Below are 24462 nucleotides of genomic sequence, written 5' to 3'. Positions count from 1 at the left end.
CTGATTAACAGTCAAACCACGACGAATCCAAGCTCCAAATCGACACTTAATATATCATTGACTAAGAATCACTTATACTCTTTTAGTCTTTTTGGGGACTGAGCGAGATATAAGCAACTTTCTTAGTTGTGTATCAAATTGTGTATCAAATTTTAAGTTAAAATGGGAATCTCAAAACCAACATTTTTAGTAGTTCTTGACGATCGTCGAGAAAAGTCAAACGGAACCTTTCCCTTAAAACTTCGGATTGCTTACAATCGTAAGAGGAAATACATAAATATAGGAATTGATCTAAGCAGAGAAGATTTTAATAAACTAAATACCTCAAAACTAATTCACCTTAAAGATGCGAAGTTAAAGATTAAATCACTCGAAACAAAAGCTGAAAATATATACAAGGAAATGACAGAGTTTAGCATCTCAGCATTTGAAAAATTATTTCTTGCAAAACCAGAAGAGATTCAACCAAGAGGTGTTTACGGATTACTCTCAAAGTACGTTGCTCAATTAAAATCCGAAGACCGCCTTTCCACCGCGTCATCGTACGAATGCACACTAAATTCCCTGAAAAAATTTAAAGTAAAACTGACCTTTGAAGAGATTACACCAGAGTTTTTAAATGCATATGAACGATTCATGGTCAACAACGGAAAATCAATGACTACTGTTGGAATCTACCTTCGGTCATTAAGAACAATTTACAACCAAGCAATCGAAGCAAAATTCGTTAAACAAGAGCTGTATCCTTTTAAAAAATCAAAATTCCAAATTCCTGCGGGACGAAATATTAAAAAAGCTCTAATACTGTCGGATATTGAGAAAATCTTCACATACCAAACTGTCCATGGATCAAGTATGGATAGAGCAAAAGACTTCTGGATCTTTTCCTATTTGTGTAACGGTTTAAATTTGAAAGATATTAGTAGATTACGTTATAAGGATTTAGATGGGGACAATCTTACAATTATACGTGCAAAAACAAAACGATCAACCAAAGCAAACCAAAAATTCATCAGCATACACCTAACTGACTATGCGAAAGCAATAATTAAAAAGTGGAGTCAACCAGAAGTAACACCTTTAACCTACATTTTCCCTATTTTGCCTGAAAATGTTACCGCGCAGAGAGAAAGAGAGTTAATTCAGTACCTTGTTAAGTCTGTTAATAAATACATGAAGGAGATTGGAGAGGATTTAAGTATAACAAAACCGATTACCTCTTATACGGCGAGACATTCATTTTCAACTGTTTTAAAACGTAGCGGAGCTCCATTGGAATACATCTCCGAGAGTTTGGGACACAGTAGTTTTCAGACTACTGAGAATTATCTGGACAGTTTTGAAAATGAATCAAGGAAACAATATTCTAATCTTTTAACAAAATTCAGTGGAGACAAATCATGAAGAAGACGGCTATAAAGGATCAATAATAGAATCGATAATGACTTACCTCGGAGAATATGCGATCGAAGGGGTAAGTTATAAAGATATTAGATTACATGAAAATGGGGGTTTGAATCAGGAAAATGCAGATTTTCAGTTAATAGTTATTGATGAAGCCACTTCTAAGAACTTAAAGCGGTTTGACCTAGATTACCTTATTAAATATGCTGTAAAAAATGAAATCTTTTTTAAACATAAAGAAGTCATTAAAGCTGTTGGATTACAGGACTATGAACTTTTAGTGATGATTTTATTATGTAAAGGAATATGGGGAAAAGCTAAAACTACTAGACAGATTAAGCATCTTGATAATTTACAGAAAAGTAAAAGTTTAATAAGCAGAGATATTGAAGAATTTAACAAATTTATCAGGTTATATCAGCTCTTGAAAGATCAATACGACTATTATAATGACTTACAGGCAAATCCTTTAAGCAATGAGGTTCCTAAATCTATCTTAGAAAAAGTGTCTTTCACATTTAGGGACGAATCGATTAACGAAAACGTAACTATTGAATACCTAAGCAAAGATCAGTATAGCATAAACCCCATATTGAAGATTATTTTAAAATATGCTAATACTATGAAATCAAATCCTGATGAACTCTATGAAGACCTAGGAATAGAAGGCTTTGACCTGTTATTTTATAAGCAGCGGTCTGAAAGAAATATTATAAATCCTCATCACTTATTCTGCTACAATTTTATAGAGCTCATAAAATCAGAATTTATCAAGAAACAAAAAAGAGTTGTGCTCAGGGAGATTTATGGTATCTATATTGCTTTATTAAGAGAAAGTGGTTATAAAATAAATACTGATCTCAATGTTCCAGGTTCCGAAGAATCCAATATAAAGAAATGGTACTCTACTGCAAAAAAAGTCCTTAAACAAGAATAAAAAAAGAACTTATTTATTCAAATAACTGAAAAATAAGTTCCAAAATATCTCTTCTTAAATATTCTGTGTTCTCTCATCTTTGTTCTGGTAATTAAAAAGACAATGTGATGAAACACGATATTAAGTATAATTCTTCCTGAGCTTACCTAGAAGTTTTGTAAGCCCTTTTACCTGAATTATTTCTTCAGGTAACTATTTTGGATCAATTGTAATACACATTGATCTACTTAAAGCAAAACAGTTATGCTAGCAATGCCCTTTTCTACAACTTACAGCAGCTGAACAGCTTAAAAAGACATCCTTATCCCTTAAAGCAATCAGTTTGTTCATTTGACATCATTCGTGTTTATTGAAATTAATCGGTTGATCATAAATCGTATAAGGATAGCTTCTCAATTAAATTATCATTACCATTTTGGTTGTGAAGAAAATTTAAAAAAAAAGATATGCATCAAAACGATAAAGTATCCCAAACTAATGATGGTACGTGGGATAAAGAAAATGAAAGCAATGTTGGTGAAGAGGTAAGTGAAGATCAAATCTCTCTCAATAACTTAGAGGTAAGTGATCCATCAAATGCTGACTTAGCTGAGTCGGAAGAAAGTGAGTTACCAGATACATCAAATGGTAATATCAAAATCGCGAATGAAGATGAAGTTCCTATTGATGAATTAACAATAGGAATCAAACAGATAACTGAGGAAATTGTTCAAATTTATGAACTAAGAGCAGAAACTGTTAAAGAAGAACCTTCAACCACATTGCCAAGTGAGCTAAATAAACCTGTTTTAACTTTAAAAAACAGTCCAGGCCTTAATAAGTTGCTAGCAAATGAACAGTACATAATAGAAAAATCCAATCAAGGTACTATTTATACTCCAGCACTAATAACGAAAGCATCAATACCAGTTATTAGAAGAGGTACGCTAAATCTTATACAAGGTGGATATGGCTCTCATAAAAGCAGACTTGCAGCAATGATGTCAATATGTTTGCTTAAGTCTCCAGATATGGAACTCGATACATTAGGTTATGAAAAGGTTGACGAGGAAGAAGTAACTGTAATTTATTTTGATACTGAAAGAAATCAATCAGAAGAGTTTGCAGAGGCGGTTAAATTAATAGCATGGGGTGCAGGTTTTAATTCTGCCGGTGATATTCCCAACTTTAGGTTTACATCTTTGAAAAATACCGCAAAAAAGGATAGACTTAAGTTAGTTCAAGAATTTATAAGCACTGTTAGAAGTGAAACTAAAAATCCAATTATGGTGGTTATTGATGTTGCAACCGATCTCATCGAGAACTTTAATAACCCTGTTCAAAGTATGTCATTGTTAGACTACCTTGGTTTTTTAACAGATGAGCTGTCTGTAACAGTTTTATTATTAATTCATGAAAATCCAGGTACATCTAAGGCACGAGGACATTTTGGTACAGAAGCAGTAAATAAATCATCATATGCAGTAAGAATTGCGTATCAGTTAAATAGACAAGGTGAACGTACAGATGTCATCTTATTAAGTGATGTTAAAAACCGTCATGCAGAAAACGTGGAACCAATGATATTGCAATTTGATGAAGATACTAAACTGTTGAAACTTGGAGATCCTGATTTTTATGCAAGATGGGTTTTAAATAAAAATAAAGCCAAACCAAGTTTAGAAGCTTATTTAAAGATATTAGCAGAATGCTTACTTCAACCTTTGAAGCAACAAGAGCTTGTGGTTATATTAACAAAACACTTTAATTGTTCTGAAAATACAGTTAAAAGTAGGCTAAATGAAATAGAGCTTAACAATTCTGAGATGTACATTGAAGACAAAATCTTTAATTTACAGAAGATTTCAATTAATGGTAAACCTACAACCTACGAGCTACTTGAAATTAATAGTTCTGAAACCACGTAACTTATATAAGCCAGCTAAAACAATGTGTATTAATAAATTGCATTGGTTGGGTTTATAAAGTGTGAGTTAGGACTTTCATTAACTCACAGTTAAGTATTTTACTATTTACATTTTATAATCAAAAATAGATTCTGGGGAGTAGTTATTATAATATAACTACTTCCGGATTATTTTTGAAGTATTAGAAAGCTTTATTACTTATGATGAAATCATTAAAAACAAATTCTGAGATGCGTTTAAGACATATTTCACTACAGACAATTATCCTTTAAGTCCTGATATGCTTCTTTCTTACCTAAATCAGCAGCTTTACTAAAATCTTCACATCCACCATTTTTATCATTAAGTGCATATTTTGTCCAGCCACGATTATAGTACGTCTGTGCTAATGTAGGATCAATGGTTATAGCTTGGTCAAAGTCTAACAATGCATCCTTATAATGTTCAAGCTTGAATTTAGCATAACCTCTATCAGTGTAGGACTGAGTATCATAAGGATTGATTTTAATAGCCTGTGTATAATCAAATATTGCACTATGATTTTCATCTATTGATTCCTTAACTTTTGCTCTGTAGTAATATGCATTCCTACTTTCTTTATTGAAGGTAAGAATCTTAGTAAAATCATCAATTGCAGAATAGTGAATACCTAACATGGTTTTGCAAACTCCACGCATCAAGTAGGCATACTCATTTTTTGAATCTAATTCAATTACCTTATCATAATCTAAGATTGCTAAAAAATAGTAGCTTAACGCAGCTTTTGCATCTGCACGATATAGGTAATTTAATTTTTGCGTTGGAAATCTTTCAATTTCTGATGTAAAGTCATCTATTGCACCGTCATAATCTTTTGTTACTTTAAGCTTATATAATGCTTTATCAAATGAAGATTCTGCCCCTTGCGCTTTGACTATTAAGCTGAATAAACATAGTAGAAAAATTTGAAGTATTGTTTTACTCATTTAAGGATTAGATTTTAACACCTACTATTGTACTGTAAGATATTCCTCTCGTTTTTTACTAGCTTCTTCATATGTTGAAAAAACAAAACACTCTCTACTTCCAACTTTTCCATTTTTATATTTACCGTCTCCTTTAAAATATTCCAGCTGGGTTTGATCCATAAGTTTATATTTGAGATCATTGTTAACAAATGAAAACTCTCCTATTCCAGAACAATAATTATAGCTTACAACTTGCTTATAATTTGTTTCGGAAGCACTCGCATCGTATTCCTCTTGTTTAACTGTTAGTAGTACAAATGCATAAACCCCTGCTGGTGATGAAGGATTATCATAATTTGGAAGATTAGAAATCGGCGGTGAAGTATTAGTAGCTAGTTTATTCTGTAGTTCTCTGTTTTCCTCTTCTAATTTACTGATACGATCTTCAAGGTCAGCATTTTTCTGTTTACCATTACATCCCAAGAGGAAAATTAGCAGAAGAAGTAAATAAGCTTTAATCATAAGATTTATTTTGAAGGGTATCACACAATTGTGCAAAATATCAAAATAAATTAAAATACCCATTATAATGGGTGGTTAATATTTTCAAAACGGTTCAGTTTTGAGCCGTGACTAAAATAAGAAATGAAGCTTTCCTGAAAGCGTTTGGTGAAAACGTTCGAAAACTGAGAGAAGAGAAAAATCTTAGTCAGGAAGAATTATATGATCTTGCTGGTCTTTCAAAAAATCAAATCGGCAATATTGAACGTGGGGAAGTAAACACAACCCTTAGTTCAGTCTATGCCATATCAAAAGCTTTAGACATCCCCCCGTTCAAACTGTTTATTTTTTGATACCCCCCACCCTTTTACTTACATAGATTTTCTAAGTGAAAGAACAAAAGCTTTGAAGGTGTTAGGTGCCCTACTTAAAGATGTACCAACAGTATCCCCCGGTAGTAGTTACATATATATTACATATAACTTTTTGGGATAGGTATTTCAATCTTTTATTATTTAAATCATCTTAACATCATGCTCACAATCACATCTTATTCTGATCGAATATCCTCAAAAGATGGAAGTTCCTATTTTGCTTTGGAACTTACTAGTAATGAACCAGAGATTGTTATCTCTCAAACAGGTAGACATTACATCTCTACAAAGAAATGCTTCATGAGTTCTACCTTCCCAGAATCTATCTGCAAGGCAATGATTGGAAAACAGATTCCAGGATCAATTGCTAAGGTTGAATGCGACCCCTATGATTTTACTAACCCTGAAACAGGTGAAATTATCACACGTCAACACCGATACGAATACGCACCGGTTGAAGTGTCTACTTCCGAACAAGCTGTTTTTGCATAGAACTTAAAATTACAAACCTTATTTGAACGAGACAGGGTCGATACGACTCTGTCTTTTTTATTAACGAACTAAATCATGCAGCTACATCGAGCAAAAAGACAGAATACCAAGGTTAAAATTGGAATCCAGGGTCCTTCCGGAAGTGGAAAAACAAAATCCTCCCTACTACTTGCATTTGGATTAACTAATGACTGGTCCAAAATTGCCATAATTGATACAGAGAACCAAAGCTCTGAATTGTACTCTCACATAGGAAATTTTAATGTTCTTCCATTATACTATCCTTTTACTCCAGAGCGATTCAATGAAGCAATTCATACTTGTATTAGTGCAGGTATGGAAGCAATAATTATTGATTCTATCTCAGCGGAGTGGCAAAACATTTTGTCTGAACATACACTCATGACCGGTAACACTTATACCAATTGGTCAAAGCTTACACCTAGACATCAAAAATTTGTAGAATCCTTAATTCAAACTGATGTACATATCATATGTACACTCCGATCTAAGCAAGCTTATATACTCACTGAGAAAAACGGTAAACAAGTTCCTGAAAAAGTTGGAATGAAACCTATTCAACGTGAAGATTTGGATTATGAGTTATCGCTAGTATTTCAGCTCTCAATGAAGCATAAGGCCACTGTAATAAAAGATCGAACTGAAATTTTTGCTGATAAACCGGAATTCCTTATAAACGCTGAAACTGGGAGAATTATTAAAGAATGGTGTAATCAAGACCTTCCAACAGAGCAAAAGCTGATTTCTCAAATTTCTGCATGCAATGACATTCCTTCTCTTAAAACAATTTTTGAAAGTCATCCTTTATACCAGGACTTATTACGTAATCAATTTAATCTTCGTAGAGAACAAATCTTATCAACCAATGGAAAATCTACTTATTGACAATCCTGTATTACAGACAAAAGCTTCTGAAGCTTTTATCGAAGCTAATACAACATCTGTTTCACTTCATGATATGATGACCAGTCATATTATTCCAGTTTTTACGAAGGATAATGAGCCACTCATTTCCCATACCGATTTCATAAGTATTGCAGAGGAAGTTTCTTCCATAGTGTTTCGGGATGAAGTTATTATACCTGCAAATATCAGAGTGTCACATCCAATTAAAGGAAGGATTCCGGATGCAAAAGACAAACCTGCAAATCAATTACTGGAAAAGGAAAAAACCATTTATTATGAAAGGATGATGTTTCTGATTGAAATACCATCAATCAGAGAAACCATTGATGGAAATACTTTAAACCTGACAATTGGTGGAGTAAAGAGTTATACACAAGACAACCTTTACAACAGAAAAGGATCAGATGAGCATTTCAAAATATTTATCGGATTCAAAAATCAGGTTTGTACAAACCTATGCGTTTCCACAGATGGACTTCAAGCAAATGTAAAAGTGAAAAATGCTATGCAGCTGATGCAAGAAATACAAAAGCTAATTACAGATTTTCGATTTGAAAAACAGCTTGAAATGTTAAAACAATTTCCATCCTATTCTTTGTCTGAGCATCAATTTGCTACCCTTGTAGGTAAATGTAAGTTATACCAATATCTACCAGTTAGCGATAAAAAAGATTTGCCTATTCTTTCCTTCGGAGATTATCAAATCAGTGCAATTGCGAAAGATTATTACACAGATCAATCCTTTTGCAGAAAACCAGATGGTTCTATTAACCTTTGGAAAGTTTACAATCTATTCACTGGTGCAAACAAATCGAGCTACATCGATGGTTTCCTTCCACGCTCTGCAAATGCTTCAAGCTTTGTAAGTGATCTTGTAAATACAATGGACAGTGGTAATACAAGCTGGTTTTTAAACTAACTCTTTCCTAATGTACCATTTTCCTTTCTTTAAAATACCGATAACTAAATTTTGTTAAATGTATAATGTAAATAAGTTATGAGAGAAGTTGATCTTTATTATATTAATCCCTTTTCCATTCTCTTTGTCGATGATTCCGGTAAGTTAAACCGCTTGTTTTGTCCGTTTAAAGTTCAACCGATTTCAGAAATTACCCCTGAAAAATCAGTGGTGGTTGAAATGGTTCGTAAAAATCCGGATAATGAAATATTATTTATAATTGAAGGAAAAGGAATTCAACATTATCATTTTAAAATTAATAGCTCCTGACGAGTTATTTAAATGAATTAAGCAAAGAACCCAACCAAAACAAAAATAATAGTGCATATACCTATATAGTTTTGGTTGGGTTTTCACAATGTAAAATACATGACTTAAGCATATCCCAATCTTTTTAAATCCTCTTATCAAATCTAAAAAATGAAAAATCTTTATATCCTTTTCTTCATTCTAAGCTTAACATCAATGGAAGTAACAGCTCAAAGCGTCTCGTGTTCGGAGCTGTTATCATTCGTCGTAAATAATGGTTATCGTAAGGGTCAAGTAGGAAGTATTACCTTATCCTCATCTTCCTGGTTAAAATCAGTAGTTGCTTATCAGTATAAAAACTCAGTTTTTGTCATTGCTGAAATCAAGAAAGATGATTATAGCTTTTCTACCAAAAAATATATTTTCTGCGGAATACCACCTCAGAATTGGATGAATTTTGAAAGTTATTATGTGGACTCTGATCTGTCATATGGAGAAAAATTCCATAAATATATTATTGACTATAAGTGTGATTGTGATTAAAAAGACCTAACCAAAAAAGATCTAATATAGGACTATTGTTTTGGTTGGTCTTTACTTGTTAATTGATACTTGCTGCATGTCAAAAAGATATATAAAATTAAAGTCAGACACATTATATTGGGGAAGTCTAACTATCTTTTAATGTAATCAATCAACTTCCAAATTTAAATCTTCCGGCTCATTCCTGTAACGAATGTAATCTTTGATAAGATTTCTCCATTCTATATCTCTTACAGCAGAGAATTTCATTCCCGTTTGTCTGCTATTATGCATCCATATATTTGCTACAGTAAACAAAGCAGCAAGTTGGCTAGTAACTTGAATGAATGTTCCGGTCCTATTACCTGTTAATAAAAATACAAAACTGCCCAATCCTTCTTTATCAGTTCCTTTATATAATTTTGACACATTGTTGTCTAATGGTACCCAATCCCTCAAAAACATCTTTAACTGAACTCCATCTATTAGATTACTAGAATAGGTAGTATGTTCAAGATTATTGCCATCATTGAATCTTCTAAAAATATGAATATTGTCTTGTTCATCCATTTTCCACCAAAACGGTTTCACTTTTCCTCCTAAGGTGAAATTTTGGAAAAGTTCGTCTGTATTAAAGTTTAGCATTGAAAGTTTCTTGGGACTAGTTTTCGGGTTATTTACAGGCTGAATATCAATGTTTTGTTTCAAATATTTACCATAAGTCCACAAAGCTCGGTCTAGTTCGGAATACTCCATTTGATATTCTTCCAACAGCGACATGAAAAATTGTTTGTAAGTGCTATACTCATCCCAATTGTCAGGAGCTAAAACAGGTAAAGCCTTTCCTTTTGTCGTAAGGTATTTAAATGCTCGGTAAACATGCTGATCAAATAGTGGATAAGTTTGTGGATAGCAACAGTGCAAAGTGAATAGTCCCCAGATATAGCCAAAACCATCTCTTTGCTGTAGCTCAAACAAAACTTGAGGTTTTTTTGATGGAAAATCTGGTGGAACAGTATCCTTTATTTTTAACTGATTCTCGGAAATAAATTCCCACGTGTCTTTACCAACCGGAGTATGATGTGCCCACCTTTTACTCAAATAATAATTGATCCCATTATTATCGGAGTATACTGAATCTATGTTACCTTCTTTTACGCAACCTGTTTTCCAAGCTCCTAAAATGGAAAATTTGGAGGGATGGTTAGTTCCTTCAACTACAAGCTCATCATATACTGATATAGGATACTTGAGACTGTCATAGGCATTTTTCCATTCAACGATTTTTGCTTTGGTGAGCATTTTAATACAAATTAAGAGGGCGTAATTCAGATTAAATGAATGTCTGTTGCTCAGTAAGTTTCTCCACCCAAAATCTAACCTTTTGGGGAAGTATATTTTGATAGTTGGTCATGAACTCTTTTATTTCTTCTATACTAAGACAAACTACATTTTCATCGTCACTTCCCAGATATGTTTGATTAGTCGTGAACAGGAATACTTTCGCATCGATAGCTTTGTAACTATCTCGGTTTAAATCTACATTGCCATTCTTGACTTGGACAACAGCTTTTTCAGAAGATGTTTGGTGAATTAACTCAAATTCGTATGCAAGTGTATCGTCTTTACAGCTGCTTGGAATAATTATATAATCAAATTTTACTTGAAGGTACAAACCAACGATATCTTCACAATCGTCAGCTGACAGCAGAGAGAAGATATCTCTATCTAAATTTAAGGTCGATTCATAGACATTTAGACCTGATAAGTCATTAAATATTTGCTGTGAATAAATAAGTGCTGTTTCGCCATTTACTCTTTGCAAGGTACTTGCAGGAATAAAAGATCTTACTACCTTTCCAGGGACATTGCCAATTAATCCAACTTTTACCCACTCGCAATCTCGGATATTAGCGATATCATTATTGACTGCATCAGTCGAATAATCATATCTCCATTCGCTGGTAATACGACCCAAGAAGTAGTTTCCATCGGTTGTTCTAGTCCATACCAAATCGTTAATCTGCATTTTATAATAAATGGCATTCCATGCATTCGACCAACCTCTTGAAGTTGTCATGGGATACTTTATTTTTCCAGCAGTTTCATAAGTCTCCGATGATATGGATTCATTTATATCATCTAATGGCCAACCAATACCTACGATCTTATTATCTAAACAGTGTTTTCTTGAATCATAACCAGTTCTGTTTGCTGGTTTTAAATTTATGCGCCAAAGATTCATGGTAGAGAAGATTCAGTAATATTGAGTATTTATATTTATTGCGTGGCAGTATTAGATTATATCTCCTGGTTTAAGGAAAAATCCAACTGCGCTCAGAAGTCCATTTTTACGGTAATATTCCGCATCTTGTAACTGTACTTCATCCAGCTTTTTAACTCCCACCATAGTACTTCTGTCTTTGGATATCATAACCTGAACACCCTTAGAAACTTTACTGTCAACAGGATTAATTTTTGCAGTGTTAAATAGCATTAACTTTTTAATACTACTTACTGCCACCAAATCGATATCCTCTTCAATATGTTCGATGAAAATTAAATTAGATTCTGCATTATAAGCGTTTCTTAATCTTTTTCTGTTTTGTTCCGTCTTATATCCGTCAAAAGCAATCTTTGCAGACTTTCCGTTTTCAAACGCAACTAAAAGAAAACCAGAATAATCATGTGTTCCGGTGACATAGATTGGCACTTCACCTTGTCCAAAATCAATTTGTTCGAAAAGTTGAGTTTGATCTTTATAACCTTGATTATGAAACTTGTATACGTTTTGATGTGATGAGAAAACTAATAATTCCGGACAATTGAAAACATCGTCAGCGGATTTAACCAATGTATTTACCCAAGTGATTTGGGAATCGGAAAAGTCAATCGTGATTTGATCTTTTGACTCAAATAAATCGCCTTGCTTAAACGTCACATTGGAATTGTAGGTTTGTACAACTTCGTCAGAGTAGACCATCAGGGAATATTCCAGATTCTCTTGCTCCGTTTCGTTTATCTCCGGTTCAATTGTGAAATTAATTGGCTGAGAATAAATATCATTCTGAGTAAGCAAATCCCATAGTGGTTCCATTGCTTTCTTCCTATTTGAATAATATTCCCCACCCCGAACTCTGAAAAACTGCCATCCAGTTCTTTCAAGTACTTTTTGTCGCATCATATCATTTTGAAGATGTTCAGCTGCGTGGAATTTATCTCCATCACATTCGATAGCAATTTTCTTACCATTTCCCAGAACAACCACCAAGTCTAATCTGTACCTTCCCTTAGCAACTTCGTACTGAGGAATTGACTTATAACCTTTTGCAACGATATCGTTATATACGTCCACCTCAAACCAGCTATCAAACGGTTCCGGTTGGTTACCTAATTTTCTTTCTATTAGTTTTTGAGAAGGAATTACTTGTGGTCGATGGTTCTGAAAGTGATCAAGGATTTTGTATCTTAAATCATCCGTATTACTTAAATTGTCCAGCTGTATTGAATGAAAAAGCCAAATCTGTTCCTTTGCTCTACTTACAGCAACGTTAAATCTTCTTTCGTCTTCCGGTTTTGTTAACGGCATTCTCCTTAAATGATTTGTTGCAGTAACTAAACTTAAAAACATAATATCCCTTTCGTCGCCTTGAAAACTAGCAGAGTTACCACAAACAATATCTCTTTTTTTGTATTCTAATTCTCCTATTTTTTGTACAATAAGATTATCAATTACTGACGCTTGCTTATTCCCTTGTAAGGCAATAACTCCTATCGTTTTATTCTTATATTTTTCTTCTTTAATAAGTTTTGCTATCTGACTGGCAATCTGTTCAGCTTCAAATTGATTAGTAATACTTGATCCAGACCCGTCTATAAATCCACTTTGACAGAAAACGGTCATTAGTGGTTCAAGTCTATTTTCGGAATATTGCTTTAATGGATAAAGACCTTTCCCTTCGGGTGCGTAAAAATGCTTGTTGCAAAATTCTATTATTTCTGGCATACATCTAAAATGCTCACGGAGAACAGTCATTCCATCACAGAATATTTTTGCATGATCAAAAAAGCTCGTTTCCGTTCCGTAAAAGGTACTAAATGGGATCTCTGCTAAATGTTTTTTAATATATGGAGTCATCAAATTTGGATCTACCCCGACATACTCAGGGGAGGTTTGTTTGTCATCACCTACGATAATTATATTCTTAGAAATATACATCAGGAATATAGCATCGGGACCAAGTTGACTGGCTTCATCTATAATAACGTAGTCATACATACCTTGTCGCGGTTCTATCGTTTCCGCAACTTTATATAATGGCATAATCCAACAAGGAACTGATTCCTGACATTGTTCCATTTGAGTTTGAGCTTCTTTGCGGAATTTCAAAGCTCTTTTCCCCACACCGGTTTTACCAATTTTCTTTACTGCTTGTACCCAAGCTTGCAAATGACGACGTAAATTGGAATTACTATTTAGACCTTCCAGCACATGTAACCATGCTTTGTCTGCTCCGATTTTAGATATAAGTTTTTCCTCCCGATCTTCCAGTTGTTTCAATTCTGCAATCAGCATTGTTCCACGGTCTATTTGCAAGAGTTTTGATAGTTCAGTACATGCGTGTTTATATAAAATTGCGGATTCAAGATTTGGCAAGTGTTGAACCATTGATGAGTTCCCCATAATTTCTTTTATAAGTGTAGGAACACTGACAATCAGATTGTCTCTTAGTGATTTATAAATTTGGTATTCGTCCTTTTCTCGTTGAAGTGTATCCAGGGCAAGCAGATTCTGCTCGTAAATTTCGCTGTCTAACGAACTAATCGTGGAACTAATTACAACAGTAATTGGATGGAAATATGGACTACTTAATGCTTTACGGATGACGCCTATATTTTCAGTCTGTTCTCTAAAATGGGACGCTAGCAAGCTGTAATCCACGTCCTTTATAAGGTGTTGTATAAGCGAAATGTTTAAATTTGGTAATACAATTGAAGAAGATGATTCTATTTGTAATTTGAATTTTGCAGCACTTTCAATACAGGTAATCAACTCGTGATATTCTGTTAATAATTGATTGTAAAAGTTTACTTTCTCAAAATTTGAACTTGCCAAAACGTTCGGTTCCTTCCAGAAATCAGCTAACTGTTCAAATTCTTGTTTAATCCTTATGTCAACTATTACATTTTCAAATTCTTCAATGGTATCACATGGACTTCCATTAACTGTGACTTGTTCAATAAAGTATAATTTCTCTTTTATGTTTTTTGGAAGCAATGCCTTCTTGATGTTAAACATTATCCCTGATAAACTTCCACCGCTTTTTAGATGTGATAGTAAAGTTTCCGCATCCCCATTTAATTGGATCCAGCTTTTGTCAGTAGGATATTTGACATCAAATTTTTTATCAAAGCTTAGTAAACGATCATCGGAAAAATGAGATAATACTTCCTTTGATTTGGAGATTCTTTCCTGCCAAAGTGACTTTCTGTTTGGTAAATCGTTTATTATATTTTGTTTAAAAACGAGATTTAGGTTTTCAATTTTAAGTGTAATCTGTCTTAATTCTTCCAGAAAGCTTTTCGTTTCTTTCAAATTATTACTCGAAACAATTGTGTGCATTATTCCGGATTGCGCACTCCTTTGAAATTCGTCACTAACCTTTTTATACTCTCTAATTTTTGCTGGTGTTATTAGATTATCTCTGGTAGGTAATTTAAGATCTAAAGGTGAGTTATCTTTGATTTTGTGGTGATCATGGAGTTTTACAAATTTGTCAATGTCTTTCAGTAAAACATTGTAATTCAGATCACAAAAATCATCCTGATACCAAGAAAACGCTTGCGAATCTTGCTCAATTTTTTCGGCGACGAAGGATAAAGTACCTATGTAATTTTGGTTTAGTCTATGCTTCCAGGTGTTTTGCTCCTTAACCTTTAAGTATTCTTGATTCGTAAAGGCAAGCTTTTGTTTTGTTTCTTTTAGCTCCCCTGACAGCAACTGTATCTCCCGTTTAAATTTCTCTAAATCGGTCGTTGATGCAATCTTGTCGTTGATCGCATTTACACTCGATTCAAGATCCTGTATTGAAGTTGCATCTCCACTCAGAAGGTTGACAGCTAGATTTTGAAAGTCCCCTGGGAGCTTTTCCTTTAATACTTCAAGAGCTCTCTTTTTGTAAGCAGTAACTAATATTTTTTTACCATTTGCTAACAGGTGACAAATCAAATTCGCGATTGTATGTGATTTTCCAGTTCCGGGAGGTCCCTGAACTACAACCATGCTATTTTTTCTTAGCTTATCAACAATTTCAATTTGCTCGTCATTGTATTTTTTCGGAAAATAAATGGTTTTGTCTTCTGAAATGCCTGCACCGAGTGTATTTGAATCATGCTTTTCTTCATCTGATTGCATTAATGATTGAACTAAATCAGAATCACCGATCAGATCGTTAAGAGAAGGAATATTTAGTAATTCATCTGCATTCGTTAGGTTTAAAATGATTTTTTCAAAGACTGCTGTAACACTTCTTGTGTTTCTTTTACGAAGCATTAACGCAGGAGCAAAGTAAAGTGTGGGTTTGATAGCAACTTCACGTGGTCTTTCAAGATCATCTATTGCTGTTCCATCTGTACTTATTCGGTCTGCAAATATCTGAATAGCATCAAGCATCTGCTTATCAAATATATTGTCTCTAAAATTCCTGTTGTTAATGAAACCAATAGTAGCCTGTTCTGCTTCGATTATATCTGAGGATTCAAATTGATCAGGTAAGTCAATTATAGGATCTGTTTCAATTTGTATCTCACTATCAGTACCAAAAACTACCTTTATAAAAGACTCGCGTTGCGAAGTTTCAAATATTATTTCTGTCTTCGAAGTGAATATATGTCTGCTAATCTGAGGCGATTCACTATTTGCTCTAAACCGTAGTAAACCAACACCTATTACTAGTTCAAATTCCTCACCAAACTGCTGAGCTTTGTTGTAGATTTTGAATAGTTGTTTGAAGACTTTATTTTTTTTATCGTACTCCGCTTTTAACTTTTTATATTCCTCAAGGACAAGCTTATACTTTCCAAGATCGCTTAACCATTGATTTTCGATGTATTCATCAAATTTCTCCTGAATTTCATTATGGTCGACAAGCAGTAGTGTAACTTCGTTTTTAACAATACTTACCTTTAACTGAGGTTTTTTAATCTCATCAAGTAACGTCTCTTCTTCGACCCATTCTTTTAAAGGATCTTTTATAGTAAGCTTTGGAATCAATGGTTCATTTCTCGGTTTCGAAACTTTCAGCCAGTAATCTGCATCAGCATCGTAATCAGGAAATGTTATACAATCTGAAGTTTCATATTTTGGTATGTCAGCAAGCCATAGGATTTCTGGATAATTACTTTCTGAACTTTCAATATCACGTATTGTAGTAGTTCTAAGCTTCGAAAATTCTAGTAGATAATTAAATATTTGGAGGTATTTACTTTTATTCATCGTTGAGGAAGCAGGGAATAATTCTAAAATTGTTAAAAATTGGTGTCGTCTAATAGAGTTAAGGCAAAGCATCCCTCTGCCTATAAGATTTTCAAGTTACTTGTTCGAATTGACATATTCATGTAACCTGTAAAGTTAAACTTTCCTACCCAACCAAAACATCCCCCTATATACATCTACTTGGTTTGGTTGGGTAAACTTAGTTAACGGTAGTTACTAAAATTTAAAACCCGAAATCTCCACGGACGAAAAGTAATTTCCGGTATCTTTGCGCTTTTTTGATTAATTGTACCCGCTCAAATTTTCCAATGTCAAAACTTGACCTTCAAACCCTTGAATCCTGGTTATGGGATTCTGCTAATATATTACGTGGGAGCATTGATAGCTCCGATTTTAAGAATTACATCTTTGGTTTACTTTTCCTGAAACGTGTTAATGATGTACATACTGAAGAGGTAGATGCGATCGTCGAACATGATGGTATTTCCCGTGAAGATGCTGAGGATGAAACTTACTTTAAAGTGCCTCAGGAAGCTCGTTGGGATGAAATAAAGAAGTTTACTGAGAATATTGGTATTGCTCTGGACATTGCATTTGCAGCGATTGAACGCGACAATAACAAAGGTCTTAACAACCTTGAAGGTGTACTTACTTCTACCAAATTCGGGGACAAGGAAAAACTTAGTGATGAAGTTCTTCAACGCTTACTAAGTCATTTTAACAAATACAGTCTTAAAAATCAGGATTTATATACTCCGGATTTATTAGGTGACGCTTACGAATACCTGATCAAACAGTTTGCAGATGATGCTGGTAAAAAAGGTGGTGAGTTTTATTCTCCACGCGGTGTCGTACAAACAATAGTACGTCTTATCAAACCTCAACCAAAACAAAAGATTTACGATCCTACCTGTGGTAGTGGTGGTATGCTCATTGAATCTGCAAAATATGTAGCAGAACTTCCAGATGGAAAAGTTGGTAATAACATCAACATTTCACTTTATGGACAGGAAAAGAATCTTGGTACCTGGGCCATTGGTAAAATGAATATGTTGCTGCACAATTATAATGATGCAGACTTGCGTAAAGGAGATACTCTCAATGATCCAAAACATAAGAATGAGGATAACGAGTTAATGCTTTTTGACAGGGTTATTGCCAACCCTCCATTTTCTCAGGATGGTTGGTGGATTAGTGCAGAAACAAGTCAGGAGGTAAAAGTCGATAAAGATGGAAATGAGAAAAAACTTACTCCAAACTATCAAAAGACCGTTGTAGATCCTTATGGGAGATTTCAGTATGGAATTCCCCCGCGTGGATATGCTGATACTGCATTTTTGCAACACATGATTGCAGTATTAAAGCAAGATGGTAAAGCAGGTGTTGTATTACCTCATGGTACTTTGTTTAGAAGTGGAACAGAAGGAGCGATTCGTGAGAAACTTCTAAAAGCTGATTTAATAGAATGTATTGTAGGATTACCTTCTGCTTTGTTTTACAATACTGGTATCCCTGCAAGTATCTGGATCATCAACAAAAGCAAAGATGCACATCTGAAAAATAAGGTGGTGATCATTGATGCGAGTAATGAGTATAAGGAAGGTAAAAACCAGAATGAGTTGATAGAGCTTAACATTAGTAAAATTGTTTCTACCTACGATCATTTTGTGACGACCAACCTTGAAGATATTCCAAATGAAAAGTATGCACGGATTGTAGACCTGGAAGAAATTGTAGGAAACGATTATAACCTGAATATAAGCAGATATATTGACACCAGCGAAACAGAAGTGGAAGTAAATCTGCATCAGGTAAAAGATACGATCCTGGAACTTGAAGCAAGAGAAAAAGAAATTGATGAAAAATTGTTTAACTATTTACTAGAAATTGGATTATGAAAGTTAATTCTGAAATAATTGAAATTTCAAAGCTTCCTGAAAAATGGCAGTCCATTAAGTTAAACCAAATTGCTTCTGTAAAAGGAAGGATTGGTTTTAGAGGATACACCAAAAGTGATCTAGTACAAAAAGGAAATGGTGCACTTACAATTGGGGCAAAACATATAAATAAGAACAACAAACTTAATTTTATTGATCCAGAATATATAAGTTGGGAAAAGTATGAGGAGTCCCCTGAAATCAAGGTTGAAATTGGAGATATTCTAATGGTGCAAAGAGGTAGTCTTGGAAAAGTTGCAATAGTTAAAGAATTAAGTGAACCTGCAACGATCAATCCAAGCATGGTATTACTTAAAAATATCAATTGTTGTAACCAGTTCCTTTATTATTCATTATCTGGTGAAATTATTCAAAAAGAGATTGAAAAAATAACTACTTCAACGGCAGTTCCAATGATTTCGCAGGGACAGATTAAAGAGTTTATTATTCTTCTTCCACCCCTTCCAGAACAACAAAAAATCGCAACCATCCTAAGCACCGTTGATGAAAAGATAGAAGTCATTGATGCACAGATCACTCAAACTCGTGAACTCAAAAAAGGGTTAATGCAAAAGCTGCTGACGCGAGGTATTGGTCATACGAAGTTTAAGGATTCTGTATTGGGTGAGATTCCAGAGGGTTGGGAGGTTGTTAAACTAGGATCAATAAGCGACAAAGTCACTGACGGAAGTCACTTTTCACCCATTCCACAAAAAGACACAGGATACCTAATTGCTACCGTGAAAGATATGAGGTTTAAGCAATTCAATCTTTCAACATGTGTTCATATTTCTAAGGAAGAGTATGAAGTATTAGCTAGAAATGGATGTAGTCCAAAAAGAGAAGATATTCTTTTATCAAAAGATGGTACCATTGGTAAAACATTTGTTTATAAAGGTGATCAGAACTTGGTACTATTATCCTCAATCGCGATAATAAGATTAAATACAGCACTTGCGTTTCCAGACTACGTGTGTCAATTTCTGAAATCAGATATTTTCTTCAAACAGTTGGAAGGGTTAACGTCTGGTAGTGCCATTAGAAGGTTGGTTTTAAAAGCAATTAATGGTATAAAGGTTATCTTACCAAATATAGAAGAGCAGGAGAAAATTGCAATTACATTATCGACAATTGATGATAAGATTGAAATTCTTCAAGAAAAAAAGAAAAATTACCAAGAACTAAAAAAAGGATTAATGCAAGAGTTACTTACTGGAAAGGTAAGAGTGTTTCAACCTGAACTCGAAATTGCCTAAGTAAAACCTCCGTTATGAGTGATGAATACCTTTACAGTGAACTTCCTGCAATTCAACTTTTTCAGCGATTAGGGTATCAATACCTAAACGGAAAGGAAAGTGATGAGCGAAACGATCTTTCAGAAGTAATATTTAAAAAGAGATTGATTTCTTCAATCCGGAAACTTAATCCGTGGATTGACGACAGCAACCTCTTTAAAGCTTACGACAAGATCACTACTGTTCAAGGTTCATCCTTGATGGAAATTAATGAACAGATTTGGGAATTAATCCGGGGTGCATCATTTACTTTAAAACAGGAATTTGAAGGAGTAGAAGAATTTAGGACGGTTTCATATATTGATTATCAGAATCCAGAGAACAATGATTTTCTGGTGGTAAATCAATTCCGGTATTTAAGCAGAATTGGAAATCATTCCATTCCTGATCTGGTAGTCTATGTAAATGGTATTCCGATAGCTATACTGGAATGTAAATCACCAACTGCTACCACTGCATGGGATTCTGCTTACAGTGATCTTCATGCATATCAGGATCTAAATGAAAGACTGTTTCATTATAACCAGATTTGTGCAGGAATATGGAAAGTTGGTGGTCGTTATGGAGCAATAAGTGCATCACAAGCATTTTATTCAGTGTTCCGGACACCCAAAAATGAAATCGTTGAAGGAGTAACAACGGAACAGGACAAACTGATTTATAACCTTTTTCAAAAAGAAAAGCTACTGGACATCATTCGCCACTTTGTCATCTTTGAAAAAGAAGAAGGTAGAACGATTAAGAAACTTCCACGTTATCAGCAGATACGTGCTACAAATAATACGATCAAAAAATTACAGGAAGGTAAAGGTGGTGTCGTGTGGCATACACAAGGATCTGGTAAATCCATTACCATGGCATACGTTACCAGAAAACTACAAGCACCTGAATACGGTTTCAACAATCCTACGGTAATTATTATGACGGATCGTAAAGATCTGGACAGTCAAATCACTACAACTTTTGGTAACGTTGGTTTGAAAAATGTCAAACATGCTGGATCTGTAATTCACCTGGACAAACTTTTGAGAAATGATTACGGTGGCATTATCACCACGACAATCCAGAAGTTTCAGGAAACAAATAAAGAAGCGACCACAGACGAGGACCAAACAGAACTAGAAGAAAAGGAGAACGTCAGGATTGAAAAACATATTCAGGACAAGAATCTCATTAAAATCACAAAGGTTTTAGAAAACGGGAAGTGGATAGAACGTGAGCGTGAAGAGGTAGTACTTGAAGAACTTTCTCAAAAAGAAAACCTATATGTACTGGTAGATGAAGCACATCGTACACATTACGGGTTTCTGGCATCTTTTATGCGTAACGCACTACCACATGCAAAGTTCATTGCTTTTACCGGTACACCAATTTCCAAAGAAGACAAATCTACGTTGGGTGAATTTTATGGTGGAGAATACATTGATGTCTACACGATTAAGGAATCCGTAGCAGATGGATCAACAGTAGAGCTTTTATATGATGAGGGTATAGCTAAACTAGATATACGCAAAACAGAACTTGATGCTGAGTTTGAAGCAAAGTTTGGACACGAACCAGAAGAAAAGAAGGACAAATTAAAACAGGTAGCACTTAAAAAATACCAGTTTTCAAAGGAGAGAGTCAATGATATTGCCAAACACGCAATCACCCATTTTAGGGAAAAGATATTTCCTAACGGTCATAAAGCGCTTTTTGTATGTGACGGTAGACCTGCTGCTATCCGATACAAACAAGCATTTGAAGCATTAAAAGAATCAGGTTTCCACAATTTCGACACCAAAGTAATTGTCAGCATTGGTATTCCTAAGTCTGACCATGTTGCAAAGGAATATTATGAAGCAATCGAATGGAATAAAACGCATAAAGAAGATCCGAAACCCATTTGGATTGTCGCTCCGGAACAAGTTAAAACCGCAACTGAGAATTATAAACTTCCTTTTGGAAATGAAAACGAGACGGAAAAGTCAGGAAAGAAGAAGTATGACAATACTGCAATTCTGATTGTTTCGGACATGCTTCTCACCGGATATGATGCACCTATTGCGTCCTGTTTATATCTTGAAAAACCATTAAGAGAACATACACTTTTACAAGCAATAGCACGGGTAAATCGCAGCGGGAAACGGAAAGATGCAGGTTATATCATGGATTACAATGGTATAACTAATCATTTGCTTGAAGCATTGAAAATATTTTCCGGTGATATTCGTCCGGATGATGTGCTTAAAAATATCAACGAAGAGTTCCCTCAGTTGGAGTTAAACCATACAAAACTTGTTGATTTCTTCAAACCTTTGAAGGTTTCCAAAGAATACAACAGGGGTAAATTCATGGAGGAAGCAGTCAATTATATTGATCAACCTGATAAGCGTGACAAATTCAAAGACCTTCTAAAACAGTTTAACAAATCCATAGGAATAGTATTACCGGATACAAGAGCAATGGTGTATTTCAATGATTTCAAGCTTTACAATGAAATCAAGAAAATGGCGAGGAACATGTATCCTGATGATGACGGGTTTAAGGTTAGTAAGGATGAAAGTCTTCTTTTACAAGGACTCATTGATGAGCATTTGAAATCCTCCGGGGTTAGAAATCTTTTACAGGAACCAATCTCTATCATTGACAGAGAAAAATTCAAAGAAGAGATACTGAATGTTTCTCCTGCTACGAAGGAGCTGAAAATGCGTAACCACCTTAAACACACTATAAAAGTAAATCTTGATAAGAACCCGGATTTCTACAAACCACTTGCTGAAAGGTTGGAGCAGTTAATCAAGGAACATGAAGAAGGTCGTCTGTCTCAACTGTCATTACTAGCAGAGTTTGAGAAGATCCAGGATGAAATCATTCAGTCACATAAGGAAAGTGAACAAAAGGGTTTCGTGACCGAACAGCAGCGTGCTGTGTATTCCTCAATGAAAGTAATTTATCAGGAAGACGCAGAAGATGCCACCAGAACTTTGTTTGACTTAATAAATGGTGAACTGAACATCGTAGGATGGGAAACAAAAGGAATGGTAATTAATGACATAGAAAATAAACTAGTTCGTTATCTTAAGACCAAAATGGAAAGATCGGATGCAAAGTCAAAAGCAAAAGAACTGGTAGAGGTTTTAAGAAATAACAAAAATGCGTAAGGTTAAATACGGATCAACTTTTATCGAATACAGCTTTCATGAAAATGACAGTCTGAAATCACACTATATCACCGTAGAAAAGAATATAGGGGTAATCCTTAAAGGAAAAGCAATTCCTGTCGAGAAATCCGACAAGCTCATATTAAAGAAAGCGCGGTGGATTCTGGACAAACTTAATCTGGTTTCAGTAAAAGAAGATGAAAAAATAGTAACTGGTTCTCGGATTACTTATCTAGGTAGGTCATATTACGTGGAGGTTATCGTACAGAAAGAACTAAAAGAACTGCGAATCGACTTCAATCACTCTAAGTTTAAAATTCTTTTACCTTTTCCTGACATGGAGCAATCCGAGATTCAAAATTCAATCGAGCTCTTTTACCAGGAACGCGCTGTCGAAAAAATTACCCCGAGAGTTAAGAAGTTTTCAAAACAAACGGGTTTAATCTATGAAGGTCTAAAATTTCGAAAACTTGAAAAGAGTTGGGGTAATTGTTCCGGAAAAAATGTAATTACGATCAACCCCGCAGCGATAAAACTTCCCTATTCGTTGATCGATTATTTGATCGTACACGAACTTTGTCATACGAAGGTAAAAGATCACTCGAAACAGTTTTGGGCAGAACTGTCGACTCATGTCCCTAACTGGAAGGAGTTGAATGAGCGGGTGGAAAAAAATTAAGGAGTAACAATTAACATCACAACCCTTTCTAAAACTATGAAAATATTTATTGAAGGAATTTTACCGAGTATTGCAAAATATTCAGAAAAACTTGACAAGCTTTCAGTTTTACTGGATGAACCTTGGGTTCAAGAAAACGAATTTAACTCATTTAAGAAGTTGATTTTCAGAAAAGACAACTCCATACTGGTCTCAGAAAATGGTAATGTGTCAATCGGGAAATGGGAACTTCTAAACAAAGCAAACTCGATACTTATTGAAGTTAATTCTACCGCAAAATTATTTAATCATTGTTTTCTGGACGAAGCAGTGCTTATTCTTAAGGTTGATGGCGGACGCGACTATTTGACTCTTGTAAATCAAAATATCATCCCTGATCTGGATGTAGACAAATACTTTCAAAACAAGATTTTAAATCAGTCCGCTCCTTATAATATAGCTAACGGTAAACGCGATACAGAGATCCATATTGGCAATAGTATTTTAGTTATCAAGCATCTAACTACTGAAAATACACCGTTTAAAGGAGATTTAGTCTATATCAATGGCATATTTGCTAAGACTGGAAAATATAAAATAGATACATTATTTTATATCCATGTTGTAAACGGAAGAATCGAAAGAACTTCAATGCTTTAAAGTTTTTTTCAGATTTGGTTACTGTTTTATCGTTGTTTTAATCGGCTTTGTCAAGT

The 24462-nt window shown here is 34.4% G+C and carries 18 protein-coding genes; 13 read left to right on the top strand and 5 right to left on the bottom strand.

Going from position 1 to position 24462, the window contains the following annotated elements; genetic code table 11:
* The first annotated feature begins 162 nt into the window (after nt 1–162).
* From L0657_RS19850 to L0657_RS19840, 3 genes are all read left to right on the top strand, one after another.
* On the top strand, nt 163–1404 hold the full coding sequence (locus tag L0657_RS19850) for a site-specific integrase (protein ID WP_235152499.1): 1242 nt from the start codon (nt 163–165) through the stop codon (nt 1402–1404).
* A complete protein-coding gene (locus tag L0657_RS19845) occupies nt 1388–2341 on the top strand; it encodes a hypothetical protein (RefSeq protein ID WP_235152498.1) in 954 nt (317 codons plus the stop codon). The genes L0657_RS19850 and L0657_RS19845 overlap by 17 nt, the downstream gene beginning before the upstream one ends.
* A gap of 446 nt (nt 2342–2787) precedes the next feature.
* Complete coding sequence (locus L0657_RS19840) at nt 2788–4248, top strand: hypothetical protein (protein WP_235152497.1); 1461 nt, start codon at nt 2788–2790, stop codon at nt 4246–4248.
* A 251-nt stretch (nt 4249–4499) separates the two neighbouring features.
* Here L0657_RS19840 and L0657_RS19835 read toward each other — a convergent pair whose 3' ends face one another.
* Nucleotides 4500–5213 carry a tetratricopeptide repeat protein gene (locus L0657_RS19835; RefSeq protein ID WP_235152496.1) on the bottom strand — a complete coding sequence of 238 codons (714 nt, stop codon included), beginning with the start codon at nt 5211–5213 and terminating at the stop codon, nt 4500–4502.
* A 24-nt stretch (nt 5214–5237) separates the two neighbouring features.
* Nucleotides 5238–5717, bottom strand: coding sequence for a hypothetical protein (locus L0657_RS19830; protein WP_235152495.1), 480 nt, complete (start codon nt 5715–5717; stop codon nt 5238–5240).
* Nucleotides 5718–5824: 107 nt separating this feature from the next.
* On the opposite strand from L0657_RS19830, the gene L0657_RS19825 reads away from it, so the two are divergent.
* The 5 genes from L0657_RS19825 to L0657_RS19805 all read left to right on the top strand — a co-directional run bounded on the left by L0657_RS19825 (nt 5825) and on the right by L0657_RS19805 (nt 8717).
* A complete protein-coding gene (locus L0657_RS19825; protein ID WP_235152494.1) occupies nt 5825–6049 on the top strand; it encodes a helix-turn-helix domain-containing protein in 225 nt (74 codons plus the stop codon).
* 180 nt (nt 6050–6229) lie between these two features.
* Nucleotides 6230–6562, top strand: coding sequence for a hypothetical protein (locus L0657_RS19820; protein ID WP_235152493.1), 333 nt, complete (start codon nt 6230–6232; stop codon nt 6560–6562).
* A 75-nt stretch (nt 6563–6637) separates the two neighbouring features.
* Nucleotides 6638–7468, top strand: coding sequence for an AAA family ATPase (locus L0657_RS19815; RefSeq protein WP_235152492.1), 831 nt, complete (start codon nt 6638–6640; stop codon nt 7466–7468).
* Complete coding sequence (locus L0657_RS19810) at nt 7449–8408, top strand: DUF3871 family protein (protein ID WP_235152491.1); 960 nt, start codon at nt 7449–7451, stop codon at nt 8406–8408. Before L0657_RS19815 ends, L0657_RS19810 begins: the two co-directional genes overlap by 20 nt.
* A 78-nt stretch (nt 8409–8486) precedes the next feature.
* Complete coding sequence (locus L0657_RS19805) at nt 8487–8717, top strand: hypothetical protein (protein WP_235152490.1); 231 nt, start codon at nt 8487–8489, stop codon at nt 8715–8717.
* A 669-nt stretch (nt 8718–9386) separates the two neighbouring features.
* Here the strand turns inward: L0657_RS19805 and L0657_RS19800 are convergent.
* From L0657_RS19800 to L0657_RS19790, 3 genes are read right to left on the bottom strand one after another with little or no spacing between them, the layout of a single operon-like run.
* Entirely contained in the window at nt 9387–10520 is a 1134-nt protein-coding gene (locus L0657_RS19800; RefSeq protein ID WP_235152489.1) for a hypothetical protein, read from the bottom strand.
* Between the two features lie 31 nt (nt 10521–10551).
* Nucleotides 10552–11463 (bottom strand): hypothetical protein, encoded by a 912-nt coding sequence (locus L0657_RS19795; protein WP_235152488.1) that lies wholly within the window; start codon nt 11461–11463, stop codon nt 10552–10554.
* A 51-nt stretch (nt 11464–11514) separates the two neighbouring features.
* The gene (locus L0657_RS19790) at nt 11515–16713 is read right to left on the bottom strand and encodes an AAA domain-containing protein (RefSeq protein WP_235152487.1); all 5199 of its coding nucleotides are present in this window, start codon (nt 16711–16713) and stop codon (nt 11515–11517) included.
* 308 nt (nt 16714–17021) lie between these two features.
* On the opposite strand from L0657_RS19790, the gene L0657_RS19785 reads away from it, so the two are divergent.
* From L0657_RS19785 to L0657_RS19765, 5 genes are read left to right on the top strand one after another with little or no spacing between them, the layout of a single operon-like run.
* Complete coding sequence (locus L0657_RS19785; protein WP_235152486.1) at nt 17022–18611, top strand: class I SAM-dependent DNA methyltransferase; 1590 nt, start codon at nt 17022–17024, stop codon at nt 18609–18611.
* Nucleotides 18608–19906: a restriction endonuclease subunit S gene (locus L0657_RS19780; protein WP_235152485.1), complete on the top strand. Its 1299-nt coding sequence runs from the start codon at nt 18608–18610 to the stop codon at nt 19904–19906. The genes L0657_RS19785 and L0657_RS19780 overlap by 4 nt, the downstream gene beginning before the upstream one ends.
* A gap of 14 nt (nt 19907–19920) precedes the next feature.
* A complete protein-coding gene (locus L0657_RS19775) occupies nt 19921–23088 on the top strand; it encodes a type I restriction endonuclease subunit R (protein ID WP_235152484.1) in 3168 nt (1055 codons plus the stop codon).
* On the top strand, nt 23081–23767 hold the full coding sequence (locus L0657_RS19770) for a M48 family metallopeptidase (protein ID WP_235152483.1): 687 nt from the start codon (nt 23081–23083) through the stop codon (nt 23765–23767). The genes L0657_RS19775 and L0657_RS19770 overlap by 8 nt, the downstream gene beginning before the upstream one ends.
* A gap of 36 nt (nt 23768–23803) precedes the next feature.
* The gene (locus L0657_RS19765) at nt 23804–24406 is read left to right on the top strand and encodes a hypothetical protein (RefSeq protein ID WP_235152482.1); all 603 of its coding nucleotides are present in this window, start codon (nt 23804–23806) and stop codon (nt 24404–24406) included.
* The last annotated feature ends 56 nt before the right edge of the window (nt 24407–24462 follow it).

Source organism: Dyadobacter sp. CY345, assembly GCF_021502725.1.
Taxonomy (GTDB): domain Bacteria; phylum Bacteroidota; class Bacteroidia; order Cytophagales; family Spirosomataceae; genus Dyadobacter.
Note: the sequence above shows the minus strand (reverse complement) of the source record. Positions and strands in the feature narration are given on the sequence as shown.